This is a genomic window from Microcoleus sp. CAWBG58 (genome assembly GCF_020883045.1).
Taxonomy (GTDB): Bacteria; Cyanobacteriota; Cyanobacteriia; order Cyanobacteriales; family Microcoleaceae; genus Microcoleus.
In genome coordinates this window covers 1-16,056 of record NZ_JAHRFA010000017.1, presented here as the reverse complement: position 1 = coordinate 16,056, position 16,056 = coordinate 1, and the positions used below count along the sequence as shown (strand labels likewise).

At 45.5% G+C, this 16,056-nt stretch carries 14 protein-coding genes; 7 read left to right on the top strand and 7 right to left on the bottom strand.

What is annotated here, in order from left to right:
- Window positions 1-797: 797 nt before the first annotated feature.
- Together QZ918_RS09980 and hisF are read right to left on the bottom strand one after the other, a co-directional pair.
- Window positions 798-1,139: a low temperature-induced protein gene (locus tag QZ918_RS09980; protein ID WP_293154122.1), complete on the bottom strand. Its 342-nt coding sequence runs from the start codon at window positions 1,137-1,139 to the stop codon at window positions 798-800.
- 684 nt (window positions 1,140-1,823) lie between these two features.
- On the bottom strand, window positions 1,824-2,594 hold the full coding sequence (gene hisF, locus QZ918_RS09975) for an imidazole glycerol phosphate synthase subunit HisF (protein WP_293334108.1): 771 nt from the start codon (window positions 2,592-2,594) through the stop codon (window positions 1,824-1,826).
- 463 nt (window positions 2,595-3,057) lie between these two features.
- Here hisF and QZ918_RS09970 point away from each other — a divergent pair, with 463 nt between their 5' ends.
- From QZ918_RS09970 to nadB, 3 genes are all read left to right on the top strand, one after another.
- Window positions 3,058-4,041, top strand: coding sequence for an adenylate/guanylate cyclase domain-containing protein (locus QZ918_RS09970; RefSeq protein ID WP_293334107.1), 984 nt, complete (start codon window positions 3,058-3,060; stop codon window positions 4,039-4,041).
- Between the two features lie 202 nt (window positions 4,042-4,243).
- Entirely contained in the window at window positions 4,244-4,678 is a 435-nt protein-coding gene (psbU, locus tag QZ918_RS09965) for a photosystem II complex extrinsic protein PsbU (protein WP_293154131.1), read from the top strand.
- Window positions 4,679-5,255: 577 nt separating this feature from the next.
- Window positions 5,256-6,908 carry an L-aspartate oxidase gene (gene nadB, locus QZ918_RS09960; RefSeq protein ID WP_293334106.1) on the top strand — a complete coding sequence of 551 codons (1,653 nt, stop codon included), beginning with the start codon at window positions 5,256-5,258 and terminating at the stop codon, window positions 6,906-6,908.
- Between the two features lie 69 nt (window positions 6,909-6,977).
- Here the strand turns inward: nadB and iscB are convergent, their stop codons facing one another.
- From iscB to QZ918_RS09940, 4 genes are all read right to left on the bottom strand, one after another.
- Window positions 6,978-8,249 (bottom strand): RNA-guided endonuclease IscB, encoded by a 1,272-nt coding sequence (gene iscB, locus QZ918_RS09955; RefSeq protein ID WP_293334105.1) that lies wholly within the window; start codon window positions 8,247-8,249, stop codon window positions 6,978-6,980.
- A 249-nt stretch (window positions 8,250-8,498) separates the two neighbouring features.
- Window positions 8,499-8,738 carry a hypothetical protein gene (locus QZ918_RS09950; RefSeq protein WP_293334103.1) on the bottom strand — a complete coding sequence of 80 codons (240 nt, stop codon included), beginning with the start codon at window positions 8,736-8,738 and terminating at the stop codon, window positions 8,499-8,501.
- A gap of 472 nt (window positions 8,739-9,210) precedes the next feature.
- A complete protein-coding gene (locus QZ918_RS09945) occupies window positions 9,211-11,313 on the bottom strand; it encodes a CHASE2 domain-containing protein (RefSeq protein WP_293334101.1) in 2,103 nt (700 codons plus the stop codon).
- 982 nt (window positions 11,314-12,295) lie between these two features.
- Window positions 12,296-13,222, bottom strand: coding sequence for a vitamin K epoxide reductase family protein (locus tag QZ918_RS09940; RefSeq protein ID WP_293158309.1), 927 nt, complete (start codon window positions 13,220-13,222; stop codon window positions 12,296-12,298).
- 249 nt (window positions 13,223-13,471) lie between these two features.
- On the opposite strand from QZ918_RS09940, the gene QZ918_RS09935 reads away from it, so the two are divergent.
- Entirely contained in the window at window positions 13,472-13,795 is a 324-nt protein-coding gene (locus tag QZ918_RS09935; protein WP_293334099.1) for a hypothetical protein, read from the top strand.
- Here the strand turns inward: QZ918_RS09935 and btpA are convergent.
- Window positions 13,782-14,666, bottom strand: a complete 885-nt coding sequence (gene btpA / locus QZ918_RS09930; RefSeq protein ID WP_293158303.1) for a photosystem I biogenesis protein BtpA — start codon at window positions 14,664-14,666, stop codon at window positions 13,782-13,784. The genes QZ918_RS09935 and btpA overlap by 14 nt on opposite strands.
- Before the next feature lie 215 nt (window positions 14,667-14,881).
- Here btpA and QZ918_RS09925 point away from each other — a divergent pair, with 215 nt between their 5' ends.
- From QZ918_RS09925 to QZ918_RS33245, 3 genes are all read left to right on the top strand, one after another.
- Complete coding sequence (locus tag QZ918_RS09925) at window positions 14,882-15,400, top strand: transposase (RefSeq protein ID WP_527250395.1); 519 nt, start codon at window positions 14,882-14,884, stop codon at window positions 15,398-15,400.
- The gene (locus tag QZ918_RS33250) at window positions 15,379-15,588 is read left to right on the top strand and encodes a zinc ribbon domain-containing protein (RefSeq protein WP_527250394.1); all 210 of its coding nucleotides are present in this window, start codon (window positions 15,379-15,381) and stop codon (window positions 15,586-15,588) included. Before QZ918_RS09925 ends, QZ918_RS33250 begins: the two co-directional genes overlap by 22 nt.
- 109 nt (window positions 15,589-15,697) lie before the next feature.
- Window positions 15,698-15,808, top strand: coding sequence for a zinc ribbon domain-containing protein (locus QZ918_RS33245; RefSeq protein ID WP_527250393.1), 111 nt, complete (start codon window positions 15,698-15,700; stop codon window positions 15,806-15,808).
- The last annotated feature ends 248 nt before the right edge of the window (window positions 15,809-16,056 follow it).

The window sequence follows — 16,056 nt, the reverse complement described above, 5'->3', positions numbered from 1 at the left end:
GTAGTGAGGACTTTAGTCCGCATCCATCTTGGTTAGTAGTGAGGACTTTAGTCCGCATCCATCTTGGTTAGTAGTGAGGACTTTAGTCCGCATCCATCTTGGTTAGTAGTGAGGACTTTAGTCCGCATCCATCTTGGTTTGTAGTGAGGACTTTAGTCCGCATCCATTACGCTTGACTAAAGTCCAATACGGTTCAGTTAGAAGTTTTTATTGCGAGGGAAGTTAGCTTTCGCGCTCTGTAGAAAAGCAATCTGCGTATCTATTTTTCATATTGTTTCGCCTTGAGGATGGTGTTAAACCAAGTGTATTGAACTAAAGTTCTCACTCACTACAAACCGATACAATTTGTTCGATCGTTAGGAATGCAATTCCTCGGCTGGATGCGGACTAAAGTCCACACTACAAACCTATACAATTTGTTTGTAGTAAGGACTTTACTTCTTGGATGGATGTGGACTAAAGTGCTTACTACAAAGCGTTTTTATTGCAAGTCACTGACCGGACACGATCTGATACCAATTCTTAAAACTAAAGCTAATACCCTTTATAAAAAAGATTCTTACAAGAAAAGTTTTGGGCGGAGTGAAACCGAGGGTTGCTTCTCTGGTCATTGAAGCTGCCAGGTGCGTCGCTATTAGATTATCGCTCTTTATTTAAGATGGTTGATGGCGACACACCCTACCGAAGGCTGTTGCATGAATTTTGCCAAAAAAATTGTATAAATTAAGTTCGGACACAAAAGCTACAAGGACACAGCACTGCCGTGTCCCTACTTTTTTATGCTGATAGCTGCGTAATTAGTCTTTGATTTTGCTGACAGCTTTTTTGACTTGTTGCTCAAAGGATGTAGCCTTTGTATTAGAAGGATTTTTCATCTTCTCGCTGTCAGCATCTCCCTGAACTTCATTAATCCCTTCATTAGCTTTTTTCTGAGTTTCTTCCAGAGACATCGGGTCTTTCAAAACAGCTTTTTGAGCTTCTTTCTCAATCCCCAAAAGTTGAGCTTCACCTTTCGTGGGGCTGCTGGTAACGGCAAAAGCTGGGAAAGCATTAGAAACAAACATCAATGCACAAAAACAAACAGCTATTAAACTGCGAACTAAACGCTTGACTGGGAGGTTAAAGCTGATAAAAGACATACAAAATTTCTCCGTATTTAGAAGTTTTGATTGTTGAGATTGTTGACAGGCTGAGTTCAACTCAAATTCTGCACAATCTTTAACTCAAGCTTGATAAAAGCCACTTAATTTAGCAGTGGCAATCAGTTAAATTGAGCTAATATATAATATTTAGCTTAAAAAACGGGGTGGTGAAATCTTTCTCAGGGAATATTTGGGCTTTGTGTCTTCCGATAGATGAGTATGGTACATCACCGGAAGTCATAGGATTTTAGATTTTAGATTTTAGATTTTAGATTGGGAATGAACGATCGCGTATGAGTTTTCAGCTTGTCTTTGGCTGTATGCTTTTCGTGAACTGTTATCTGAAGGGAAAATCAACAAAATTCTGCTGTTAAATTCACATCACATTAGGCACTATTTGTAATAACGATCGACTTCGGGTGAGTTATCTTGCCCACCCGAGAATAAAATTTCAACAGTTGACAGTTGACAGTTGACAGTTGACCATGGGAGAGCGACCTCTACCTATAAGAAAGAGGGAAAAGGATTGCAGTAATGAATAGTCTGATTTTAATTTCTCGCTCAAAGGGTTCCGGGTTTCAACCAATTCTTTCTGGTAATTATCGTGGAACAGGCTAGAAAGCCTATTGCTGATATGGAACAGGCCAGAAAGCCTGTTACCAATCTTGCTGATGCAAAGAACTACTGTTGCCGCACGGGAACTTGACATTTTGCTAGATAAGTCTTAATTTCTCCGACGCTAAGTTGCCCGTAGTGCAGCAGGGAAGCCAGCAAGGCTGCTTCTGCTTTGCCTTCCGTCACGGCTTCGTAGATGTGGTGACAGTTGCCGGCGCCGCCGGAAGCAATCACGGGAATTTCTACAACTTCGGCGATGCTGCGGGTTAATGACAAGTCGTAACCGGCTTGAGTGCCGTCAGAGTCCATGCTTGTTACTAAAATTTCGCCGGCGCCGCGCTTGGAGGCTTCCTTAGCCCAAACGATCGCATCTAAGCCTGTATTTTCACGCCCTCCGCGCACGTACACGTCCCAACCGGGATTGTCCGCATCTTGGCGTTTGCGAGCGTCGATCGCCAGTACAATACATTGATTGCCAAATCGATCGCTCGCTTTGTCAATCAAACTCGGATCCCTCACTGCCGCTGAATTAATACTTACCTTATCAGCGCCCGCCCTCAACAAACTTTTAATGGTGTCCAAGGATTGGATGCCACCACCCACCGTCAAAGGGATAAATACTCGATCGGCAGTTCGGTACACCACATCAATCATAATGTTCCGGTCTTCGTGAGTCGCCGTAATGTCCAGAAATACCAACTCGTCAGCACCCGCATCATTGTATACCTGAGCCATTTCCACCGGATCGCCAGCATCCTTAAGGTTGACAAAATTGACACCTTTGACCACGCGGCCAGCTTTCACATCCAAACAAGGCAAAATTCTTTTCGACAACATAAAATTCTCGTGTTTCTAATTAACTCAGCGCCGCAGCGAGGAAAAGGCTTTGTTGAACTCTTCAAAAAGTGGAAGTGTAGCAACAAATCTCAAAGATACCTTGTGTTTAAGCACAGGGTTGTCTGAGACGAGAACCATTGTCCAGCTTTTTTTTGGGCAACAGAAGCAGAAATTAAGTTATATGTTGCCAAAAAACAGCCAATGCAACTCTCTAGATACATCTGTGGCGTGCAAAATATTACACTTTGGCCTATGATCGAGCGGTAACTACCTTCGGTGGTTATCGCGCGGTAGTTTGGCAATGCTTTATGGGTTCGGTGCATCGATCGACTAAACTATTTTAAATTTTTAGAACAGCCGATTTCAGGTTTTTAGTGGCAATCTTAGTTATGAGCCGCGTACTAAAGTTAAAATTTAAAGCTGAAAACCTCAAATCGGTTGACTTGATGTTGTTTCTAGGGCTGTGGTGACTTTGCAAGCCAATCCACATTTGTTACTTCGTACAGAAAGCGGCAATCGCTACTTGCCGCTCTCCGGCAGCAATTGCTGGACAGTAGGGCGAAATGATGACAATAATTTTGTATTGACCGATCGCTGGATTTCCCGAAATCACGCGATGCTACAGCAAATGGAGACCGGAGAGTTTTACCTGATCGACTTGGGCAGCCGCAATGGTTCCTTTGTCAACGGGCGGCGGGTGAGTATTCCTGTCACTCTTAGAAATGGCGATCGAATTATTTTCGGTCAAACCGAGTTGGACTTCCATAACCCAACCGGAGGGCGCCGGCTCGATCGCCTGCACGACACAGACTCTGAAGATTTTACAGCTACTTTGACAGTACGCAGCCTGATTACTGTCATGGTAATGGACATCCGAGACTTTACAGTTTTGACTAGACAGCTAGACGAAACCATCCTCTCGGAAGTCATCGGCAATTGGTTCCGCAAAGCCGGACACATCATTCGCGAACATGGCAGTTGGGTGGACAAATACATCGGCGATGCCATCATGGCTGTCTGGTTCCACAAACCAAGCGGAGTCAGCAGCGAAGAAATGATGCGGATTTGCCAAGCTTTAAGCCAACTGCACAAGGCAACTGATTTACTCAGCAGCCGTTACCCCCTGCCTTTTCCGTTGCGAGTCGGGGCTGGAATCAATACTGGTTATGCAATGGTGGGAAATTCCGGCAGCAGCGATCGATCGGACTATACCGCCTTGGGAGACACTGTAAACGCCGCATTTCGCCTAGAGTCTTGCACCAAGCAACTCGGCAAGGATATCGCCGTGGGAGAAACAACCTACAAATACCTGACGGAGTTGGGCGCCCAGGACGCTTTCGAGCAGCACATCGTTACTTTGAAGGGTTACGACACTCCCAGCGTGACTTACGGCAGTAATTATACTGACTTGAACGCTTTTCTCAAAAGCAAAGGAAAGAGTTCTTGATAGCTAGAAAATTGGGTGTGCAGCCAAAAATTAATCGATCGTCTCAACTGCGTTGCACAGCATATATTGAGGGCAATGTCAATTCTTGGATGTAAATTTTGTTAACAGTCCTCGGCCTGCTGCGGATTTATCTGAAAAACTGCATAAGCAAAATGGTAGTCTCTACATAAATGCTGTGTATGAAATTGGGAGACAAAACTTCATGAAACGATTGGGTCGTCTATTGGCAGTATTGGGCTTAGTGCTGGGCTGCTTTGCATGGGCTGGAGACCAAAGCGCGATCGCGGCGAACCTGAGCCGTATCGTCTTGCCATCAGCCTCGCTCATAGCAGTTGATGTTCCGGCTAGAACCAATCGCGCCGATGACAAACTTGCCACAGAATACGGCAAAAAACTTGATTTGAACAACAGCGCCGTCCGCGACTTTCGGGACTTTCGAGGGTTGTATCCCACTTTAGCTGGACAAATTATTAAGAATGCTCCTTACGAAAAAGTTGAGGACGTACTCAACATTTCAGGCTTGACGGAAGCTCAGAAAAAGGTGCTGCAAGCTAACCTGGACAAATTCACAGTAACTGATGTCGAATCAGTCTTTATTGAAGGAGACACCAGGTTGAATAATGGTCTCTACGACTAGATAGCAGTGGGTCTCTTTTGAAGCCATGAGTTATTAGTCAGTAGGGGCGGTGCCCCCGTGCCCGCCCTCATGAGTCCATGAGTCATTAGTCATTAGTCAGAACTATGGTTTGTTAATTCATGAATTCTGGCTTGTGGTTCATGGCTCATGGCTTCTGCTCCGACCGACGAATGCCTTCAAAAAGGCTCGCACCCAAAGACGCATAACAGCCTCCGATGTTTTAAAAAGCAAAAAAAATTAGTAGATATTAGTTTAAATCGAGATGTATCTATAGATTAAATTATTCAATTATTCAAGCTTAAATTGACAATTTAAGCCCCTCAACTTATCTTTATAGTTCAATATAAGATCTAAAATATGAAATTTAAAATCGAAAGTTCTTTTCCCCAAATTCATCTATAAAGTTAATTTTAAAATCTAAAATCTAAAATCTCAAATCGGCTGAGTTATAGCCTTTCTCAAAAAAGTGAGGTAGGCCCGCAAGCCCGCAAGCCCAATCCCTCCGCTACGCTCCGCCCAATGCCCGATGCCCGATGCCCAATGCCCATGAATACCTCATCTTTCTGAGAAAGGCTATATGACTGACAAATTTGACGTATTGGTGATAGGTGCTGGCGCAGCCGGTTTGTACACGGCACTTTGTCTACCAGAACACTTGCACGTAGGCTTGATCAATAAAAATATCCTACCTGTTTCTGCCAGCGATTGGGCCCAAGGAGGCATTGCCGCAGCGATCGCCCCAGAAGATTCCGCAGCACTCCACGTTCAGGATACACTGGCTGCGGGAGCAGGTCTTTGCGATTTAGAAGCAGTACAATTTTTAGTCGAAGAAGCTGCTGCTTGCATAGACTCCCTGGTAAAAATGGGCGTTGCATTCGATCGCACCGGCCCAGATTTAGCCCTCACCCTAGAAGCCGCCCACTCCCGCCGCCGAGTGCTCCACTCCGCCGACACCACAGGAAAAGCCGTTGTCAGTACCCTGACAGCAAAAGTATTAAACCGCCAAAACATTCAACTCGTATCCCCAGCCTTTGCATTGAGTCTGTGGCTAGACAAAACCGGGCGGTGTCAGGGAATTAGCTCAATTTGCGACTCCCAAGTCAAATGGCTGCGGGCTAGCGCCGTAGTGCTGGCTACAGGCGGCGGCGGACAGGTTTTTGCTCAAACAACCAACCCGTCGGTAAGTACCGGGGACGGGGTAGCAATTGCGTGGCGCGCCGGGGCGCTGCTGCGAGATTTAGAATTTGTACAATTTCACCCGACGGCGCTGAGTAAAGCGGGCGCGCCCCGGTTTCTGATTAGCGAAGCGGTGCGGGGAGAAGGGGCTCATTTAGTTGACAGCAAGGGATATCGCTTTGCTTTTGACTCTCACCCCAGCGGGGAACTCGCCCCTCGGGATGTTGTCAGCCGCGCTATTTTCCGCCACTTGCAGAAGACGGGGGAACCTCATGTTTGGCTGGATTTGCGCCCCATTGATGGCGATCGACTGCGCTACAGGTTTCCGAATATTATTCAAGTGTGCGCTGATTGGGGAATTGATATTTTTGCCGAACCTGTGCCGGTGACGCCCGCCGCCCATTACTGGATGGGGGGAATTGTGGCTGACAAGTTCAACCAAACTTCGATTCCGGGTTTGTACGCGGTGGGAGAAACTGCGAGCACGGGGGTACACGGCGCTAACCGGTTGGCGAGCAATTCGCTGCTGGAATGTCTGGTTTTTGGCGCGCAAATGGGACTTTTGCAGCTAGAAGGTGAAAAGTCCGAAGCCTTACCAGAGGAAGAAGATGCAGGGGAAATCTTGGAAAAATTGGTTTCACAGCAGGATATTGAGGCGATCGAAAAATTGCGGGTGGAATTGCCTAGTTTGGTGTGGCAGAATGCGGGAATTTGCCGGGGACAACGCGATTTGGAAAGGGCAATTGTCCGAGTTGAGATGTGGCGGCAAGAATTTGTCTCTTTGGCTTTGAGTCAAGCTTTACTCAATGTGCAGCCCGGACAAACGATCGATTTTTCGCCCGGTGATGCCGAAAATAGCTCGGTTTTGCGAAATTGGGGAGAAGTTGGCAATTTATTGGATATTGGCTACTTAATTCTCAAAAGTGCTGCGTTTCGCACCGAAAGTCGCGGTGGTCACTACCGACTGGACTATCCCCTCACCGATCGGGATTGGTGCTGTCACACTTTAATTAACCAATCGCATTGGTACAAATCTGGGCCCATAGAATTTTGAAAAATTGGGTAAGGAACTGAGACTTAATTGCTGGACACATCTGTCCATTCCTGGTCAATTTGTATAGGTCTAAGCATAGTCGTAACCATCCTTTCTGTGGACTGGCGTTAAATAGTCCAACTTGATAGACCTCCTTTTTTTGTCGATAACAAACTCACCGCAACCATGCGACATAGGACAAACTCGTGCTGTAAAATTCCCCGCGTATTTACCTTTGGGAACATCTGCACGAACAATATCACCTGTACAAAATCCCAAGATAGGACGCAAGGGACGATGTTTTTGTGGATAACCAAATTTGTCTGTTTGACATCGCTGCCTGCCACCGAAACCTGTTGTTTTAACTTTCAAAATCTTTGTAGTAACAAGTTTGATACCTTCAACCTTGCCGACACAAGCAGCATCAATCCAATGAGCTTTAGGCAGTTCAAAACGAATTCGGTTAAACTTAGTTTGTCCGCCAGTTCCCGTTCTTACAGGCAATCCAGTTAGCTTAAGGGTGTTGAACAGTGACCACCTTGTACTATTGACAGATGCTGCGTCTTTTAACGGTGATGCAGCTTGTTTCAGAACGCAATTTAACACATCTGGTTTGCCTTTGAGGAAGTCTTTAATATCTCGATTTCCTTTGCGTTGGTTGCACTTGTGGCAAGCCAGACAAAGATTAGAGATACGGTCTGAGCCTCCTTTTGACTTTGGTTGGATATGCTCAATTTCGAGTGGAACGTCTTTGACACCGCAGTAAGCACATTGGCGATTCCATTTTTCCAACAAGTATTCACGGCACTCGTAACCTTTCAAGGTTCCTTGCTGGTATTGGGTTCCAGAAATTTCAGGATTTTGAATCGCTTGAGTATCAAACTTTACCAGTTCCTGAACAATACAATCAATTGGTGCGAACGATGACAGACGTTTCACCCAAGTTTCCGTCGTCAAAATACGATGCTTCAAAGACGGTGCAAGCCAACCATTAGGGCGTTTGCGATTGAGGAATCGAGCTATACGGTAACGAGTATTACGATTTCTTCGTCCTCTCCTAACTGCTCTACGATGTTCCAAAGCATCTTTTATTTGTTGTCCGCGATGCTGCAATTCCATCGCCCAGATAACATTGCCTCGATCTGTAACTAAAGCAATCCCTGTAAACTTGGAACCCGGGTCGATTTTGAGTTCCAGCGGATACAGATTTGGATTTTCAACGACTCGCTTTAAAATCAAAGTAAACGGGTAGCGGCGAAACACGGCGGCTTTTCTGGAATCTAGTAGTTTCCGTGCTTGTGCTGGATGGATTGGATTAAGCGGTGTTTTGTTTTTGTCTATCAGAAAGATGTAATTTGACATATTCTGTCAGCCTTATTTCTAAGTAATGTTTGCCTCGTCAAAGTTCAAATGGCTTGTTAGGAAAGTGACACTATAGCTATAAACCTATTTGCTAATTACTTAATCACTCTCAACAGTGCTACAAGCTGGCGTTCACTCGCAGGTGTTATGACCAATCGAACGTAGTCAGTGAAGACTTAGACTGCACGCTCCGACTTTGTACAGCTTTGACTAGCTTTGGCTAGCTCTGTATAGGTTTTTCGGAGCGGTTCAGCGCGTCCCTGTACCGTCACTTTTAGGACTTCCATTGGGATCTGGTTCGTATTTTTTGGGGTTATTGGGCGCCTCAGATGTGCGCGCCTCTGTCAAGACTGTGGAGGTCGATGGGTCTTTTGCTGAGTTGCTGGTTGAGTTGCTGCCAAGTGTAGCGGCATTTGCAATGTCGATCGTACTGACTTGCAGACCGACAGCCAGAGTTGCCGTTATTGTGAGCCCAATCAAAGTACGCATAGTGTTCATAATCTTGTCCAAATCACTCAAATAGATGCAAATCCCTACAATCTATTATATCTATCAATTTACGTAGTTCCACCTATGTCTTTACATTTCCTTTAATTAATTTTTGTAAGTTTACTTAAATTCTTTTTAATCAATACTGTTTGGCGATTTTAATTGGCTCTCCAGCCTGCTACAATTTGCGATTCGTGATGGGAATGACTTACTGCATCAGGGTTTAGAGCGCGGGCTTGCCGTTGCCATCTTTTTTTGAAACTCATCCATTTTTTTTATATTTGTTAATAGTTAAATGAGACGACAATTTGCTGTCTTAAGTTCCATATCTTTGATAAATCCATCTAATGATAGATGACATCTTATACAATATTTTATAATAAGGTTGCAGATTAAAGAATGGAAAATAACTTAGGCATAAAAGTTGGCACCACTGACCTACAGTTGGATTGTATTTTTGAACTGAGATTAATTACGAAAATTGATATTGATTTTTCCCGCCTTCCTTAGCACGATACATCGCAGCATCAGCATTGTTAACTAAAATATCTGAATTTTGACCGTCCATTGGATACAAACTAATGCCAATACTTGTAGTTACAGAAACTGTATTTTCTTCTAAAGTAAAAGGCTGCTTAATTGCATCACAAATTTTTTTAGCTACTTTTGCAGCTTCTTCGCTACCAGGAATTCCCGGCAAGATGACAGTGAATTCGTCGCCACCCAACCTCGATATAATATCGCTACCGCGCAAGCATTTTTTGAGCCTCCCGGCCACTGCTTGTAAGAGCAAATCACCCGCACGATGTCCGAGAGTATCATTGATTGACTTAAATCCATCTAAATCTAAAAATAGTAAAGCTACCAATTCCTGATTGCTGGAGGCTCTTTCCAGGGACAGATGCAAGGATTCGTGAAACATTTTGCGGTTCGGCAAACCGGTGAGAGCATCGTGATAGGCTTGGTGGCTGAGTTCAGCATTTTTTTGCTTGAGGGCATCTTCCAGGCGCTTGCGTTCGGTAATATCTCTGATCGCTCCAACTAAAAATAGGTTGCCCGCAGCATCTTTATGTAGGGATCTTTTAGTCGAAATCAGATGGGTAATTCCGTGAGCATCAGTAAAATATTCTTCATTTTCTAGTGGCTGCTGAGTTTGCAATACTAATTCGTCTTGCTGCCAAAATATATCCGCTTCGGCTTGGGGAAATAACTCGTAATCGGTGCGAGAAATTAAAATTTCTAAAGGATAGCCGATAAACCGACAATATGACTGATTCAAAACAACCCAGTGGTGATTTCTATCTTTAACAAAAATTGGGTCGGGAATTGTATCGATTAGCCATTGTAAAAATTCTTTAGACCGTTTGAGTTCTTCTTGTATGTGAGCCAGATAAGCCACAACTGCACAGCCAGAACCCAACAGACTGAGGATGGAAGGAATTAACGGCAGCCACCAACCGGCCAACCATGCTATGTATAAACTAGCACTTAATCCTACACAGATACTTGATAAAGACCAAGCCGATCGCCCGAGCGATCGCAACTTCCAGCTCACATTTGCTCCCGTCCAAGACCACAGTAAAATCCACAGCCACTCCGCCGCCTCTGGCCAAACTTTAATACCTTCGCGCCCGTCGAGGGCCGCACTCAAAATTTGGCTCAAGAAATTAGCCTGAAGCTCAACTCCAGGTACTGGCTGGGGAGGAGCAAACAAACCGGAACTGTAAGCGTTTTGGTGAAAGTCTTTGAGGCTGGGGGCAGTTGAGCCGATCAAGACAGCGCGCGATCGCACAAAATCAACCGGTACTTTGCCAGAAAGCACGTCGCTCATCGATACCGTGCGAAAACTGCCTCGTGGGTGGCGCAGGTTGGTGAGAATTTGATAGCCGCGGCTGTCCGCTCGCACGTAAGCACCATCATTCGGTTTAAAACGTTCAAACACCCCCTTGCCCAACTGCAAGTATTTAGGATTGACTGTTGCAGGTTGAGGGGAAATCCCTTCGGTTTCGAGGTAAAGCAAAGCCAGTCTCAGCGCGAAACTTTGATAGGTTTTGCCGTTTCCAGGCCAAGCGTAGAGCAAAGTTCGGCGCACTTGTGAGTCAGCATCGATGACAACGTTGTTGAAACCGATGCGATCGAGCTTTTCCAGTACCGGAGGCGGGCGCACTCCAAATCTGGTTTCGTCTGGCATTAACTCAATCCCAATTAAGTTGGGAATAGTTTTAAAAGTTTTGACCAATTCGGCATTACCTGGTTGAGTCGGCAAATCTCGGTAAATGTCGAGGCCAATCGCCCGCGGCTTGCCAGCGTGCAATTTTTGCAGCAATTGGGCCAATACAGCATCGGAAATGGGGTAGCCGTATTTTTGCAAGTCAGCTTCGTTAATTTCGATAATGACGATGCGCGAGTCCATTGGTTCGGCGGGCCGCCAGCGTACAAAGCGATCGAAAGCAGCCCATTCTAACCCCTGTAAAAATCCGAACCAGCGCAGTAGAATCACCGTACCGCCAACGGCACTTGCAGTAATCAATACTCGGCGTTCTCGATCGAGCCATTTTTTGATAGTTTTTAGCATATTCTGGGGATGTTCGCCTCGCCTGAAGAGCATATAGGGTATTACTACATATCGTTTTTACTTCTTCGCGGGACTCTGCTCAGTCGATTTTATATTTTTGATTTTAGACGATCTCAATTTTTTGGTTGTGGGGTGTGGCAAAAGGGTGGATTGTTGATTTTTGATGGTCAAATTGTTTTTTTTCGGTGCGCTATGCTGGTGGTTCATTCAGTTGACAGTTGACAGTTAACTGTTACCTGGAAAGAAGAGGATTGGAGTAATGAATAGTCTGATTTTGATTTCTCAATGGCGATCGGGACTCCGCCTTTAAACCAATTCTTTATGGTAATTGGTAATTGGTAATTGGCTTCTAAACTTTTAAAACGCCAGGTTTTTTCTGATGGTTCTTATAAGTTTTTGGCGGTAGGCAAACCGAACATCCTTACTCTAAGGGCATCACAGAATTGCGAACTGTTGTATTTGATACTAGATCCACCATCAACCCACGAGACTCTTTCTAGCGATTACCGATTACCAAAGCGTCCGCTAATCTTTGCATTGAACTGCTATATCAACACAAATAATTTTCAGAATAGCGATCGAATGATATCGTGTCCGGTCGATTGACCGCAATAAGTAAGGAACGCACGTGTGGACTTTAGTCCGCAACATACTGCGGACTAAAGTCCACACTACAAAAGGTTTTTCTTATGGTAATTGACCGGACGTGATATGACAGCCCTTTGACTGTAATGACTCTGGCAGCAACCAGGTTTTTGGAGTTTTTATGTAAAATTTATACTATTTATTCGCACAAATCTTAGTAGATAGTCACCATTTTTGGGAATATTGCGATCGGACGAATGTTTACTAATTTAGGATTATTAATTCTAGATGGCAGATTTGAGATTAATTTGGCAGCAATAGGGAACTAGCAAATAACTTACCCACCGATATTTACTGCTTTACCATCTAAAATCTGTCATCTAAAATTTTCAACCTGTCAGTTTTGAAAGTTGCGCGGGCCCGTGTAACCGGATAAATCAGCGAGTTTATCCAAAGTTTGCGTCCCTGAATAAAACTGACCTTGAATCTCCCAAGTCGGGAAACCTTTAATATTCGTAGCAGCAGCTTGGCAAATTTCAGCACGGGAATTTTGCCCTTTAGGGTCGCATTCAAAATAATCAATTATTTTGGCTGCTTCTTTGCCGAATAGCATTTTTTGGTCGTGGCAGTGGGGACACCAGTAAGCACCGTATTCTTTGGCGCCAATTTGTCGGAGGTGGCGGGCTAAAGCAATTTGTGCAGGGCCGGAGGTTGCAGTCACGGCTGGGGGTAGAATTCCGGGGGTAGAAGAAACAAAAGGAGCAGGTGAACTGACGCTGTTATACAGTCCCAAGGCGCCGATCGAACTTACCATCATTACCAAAATACCTGTAAACACCAACTGTCCGATATCTTCCCACTCGCGGCCGACTAGCACCAGCACAAACAGCGACAGCGCAAATACGGCGGAACTGATGCAGTAAATGCACAGTTCCTTAATTTCAAAAGACATCAAATACATCAAATAGCTGCTAAAAATTACCATCGCAGCGGTGATGATAAATAGCGCTTGCCAAGTTTGATTTTCTAGTTGAGAGTGCAGACCTTTATTGGTGTCTGGATTGACGGATTTGGGAGCTAATGCCAAAATTGCGATGCTCAGGTAAGCCAGACAACCTAATAAACTTAAAGGCACTGTGCCAAAAACTGTAGCGTAGGGACTGTTGAGAACTTTGTCGCAGCCGCTGGTGGGACAAATGACTGAGCCTGTCGTGAATTTAGCGATCGTCAGATAGGCCGTTTCTAGGACGCCGATCGCTGCGATGGCTGCGATCGCAGTCCTAGACCAGCGATGAATCCAAGGGGTTGAACGTCGGCGAATCATTTTTTTGATTTGATAGTTGCTAATTGGTCATTGGGCATGGGGCATGGGGCATGGGGCATGGGGCATTGGGCATTGGGCATGGGGCATGGGGCGAAGCGAAGCGGAGGGATGGGGCATGGGGCATTGGTTATTGAGAATTAAGAATTAAGAATTAAGAATTGAGAATTGGTGCTTTTTTGAGCGTTAGCTTTTAGTTTTCAGCAATTACCAATTACCATTCCCAATTAACTATTCCCAATTCCCAATTCCATGAAAAATTGGTTTCAAGCATCTCCCCGATCGGGAGAAATTAAAAACAGACGGTTCATTACTCCAATCCTCTTCCTTCCAGGTAGAGATAACTGTCAACTGTCAACTGTCAACTGTCAACTGTCAACTGCCAACTGTCAACTGTCAACTGTCAACTGTCAACTGCCAACTGTCATCTGTCAACTGCCAACTGTCAACTGTCAACTGTCAACTGTCAACTGTCATCTGACACGAGCTTGGCTGGTGGCTACTAAAATTGTAGACTCAAGTTCGGGCTCCGGTGATGAATCAAGGCGAGTAAATCTAAAATCTAAAATCGACTGACTTTGCCCGGTTCGGGTGTTGGGCCTCTTAAACCATTGGTCTCGATATTTTCCTGTTCTCGCTCTTTTTGGGAAAAGCTACGACGGGCGGCTTCGACAAACTGACTGACGCGGATCGGATCGATCGGCTGCTCGATGCGGCCATTTCGCTTCAGGGAACTCGATACAATTACACCATCGGCGGCTTGCATGAGTGTGGAAACGTTTTCCCACGAGGCGCCGCTGCCGATGAAAACTGGAACTTCCCCCGCTGCTGCACTCGCGAGTTCTAAGTCTTCGAGATTGGGAGGGCTGCCGGTTGTCCAGCCAGAAAGGATTACGGCGTCGGCTAAGGCGCGCCCGATCGTCTCTTGGACGGCTGTGGTTAAGTTGGGGCTGCCCAGGGGGCGCCCGTGCTTGACTAGCACGTCTGCGAATATTTTGACATCGCTGCCCAATTCCCGGCGGTAGCGCAGTAGCTGGTGAGCTTGGCCTTCAATTAAGCCTTGATCTGTAGCCATGATGCCGTTGAGGACGTTGACGCGGATGAATTGGGCTCCCGTGCAGGAGGCGATGGCGATCGCGCTGTGGGCGTCGTTTCGCAGCACGTTAATGCCGATCGGTAGCGTCACCAGATTTGTTAGCCTCTCGACTACCAGAGTCATCGCGCTCACAACAGCCGGATCTACGCTGTCTTTGGCAAAAGGAGCGTCGAAAAAGTTCTCGACAATGATACCGTTTGCGCCACCAGAAGCCAGCGCTGTAGCCTCTTGCTCGGCTCTTCCGATAATAGCTTTGAGGTTCCCGCCCCAGCGGGGAGAAGTTGGCAAAGGCTGTAAATGTACGACACCGATTATGGGATTCGGCGTTTTGAATATTTGTTTTAAGTCCACGGGTTTCCTGAAACCACCATGTTCACTGACGGCTGACGGCGGATTTTGACGGTATATTCTAGAATTCTATAGCAAATATGCTGAGAACCCCGTGTCTTTAGACCGGGGATGAAAGCTAGAGGCAGGCTTTAGCCTGCAAGTTACCTTCCATTGCTTTGCTTGTCGTTGACTCTACAAAATGCTACTTTATTTTCTAGAGCCAGGGAAAACGAGCAATGTTAAACCTTAGTTACGAGTACAAATTGAAGCCAACCGCAGAGCAAGCTCAAGAAATTGAGCGGGTTCTAACGGTTTGTCGCAAGGTTTGGAACTACGCTTTGCGGGAACGCAAGGACTGGATCAACTCTCGTAAATGTGCGGTCAATGCTTGCTCGATTTCTAAGGAATACATCATTCCGCTTGATGCAGCTTACCCAAATTATTTCCAGCAAAGCAAATCATTGACAGAAGCAAAAGAGCAAATCCCAGAGCTAAAAACTGTCAACGCTCAAGTACTCCAACAAATCTTAAGACGACTGGAGACAGCTTTTGTGGATATGCAGCGCAAAGGAATGGGTTTCCCAAGGTTTAAAAACCAGTATCGGATGAGGTCGTTTGTATTCCCGCAAATGCTTAAAAATTGCATCCAAGGGAATTCGATTAAGCTTCCCCAACTGGGTCAAGTGGAACTCATTAAGTCTAGGGAGATACCAGACGGGTTTGGGCTAAAGGGATGTTTTGCAAGCATACGCTAGATGCTGGGTTTGGCCAATTCGTGTCAATACTGCAATGGGTTTGCTGGAAACGAGGCGTATATTTTGGCAAGGTGAATAAAGATTACACCTCGCAGGTATGCCCTCAATGCGAGACGCACACAGGTAAAAAGGAGCTTAAACAATACTTCGGACAGTTTTTTAACTACTCTGTAAGCGTTACAGCGTAAGCCCTGGCATTTTTAATGTTTTTTTGAAAGTCAGGGCTAGACTCAAACATTGAAAAAATACTCATCCCTATAGTCATCAAGGGTTTGAGATACTCGATTAGATCTAAAAATGTCCGAAGTATTGCTTAAAGAAAGACTCCACCAATGCCCTGAGTGTGGTTACACGACGCATAGAGACGTAGCAGCAGCTCAAGTTATCCGCTTTTCAAGGATTGTCTGAGGAGGGACGCTTCTTGGACATTAAAGAAAATGCTTGTGGAGACGGTCTGACGGGGACTGGCAACGGTCTAGTTAAGAGTCGCGGAAGCAAGAAGAAGAAAGCTTGAGGGTGTGGCCCCGGCCCCTGACAGGTGTAGGTTTTTTACAACTAGGAGGAGTTACAAACATAAAAGGCATCCACAGGAGTGTGAGGGAAGGAACTCCAACGCTCCAGATGAATGGGAATATTGCTAAGTAAATTAGCCATCA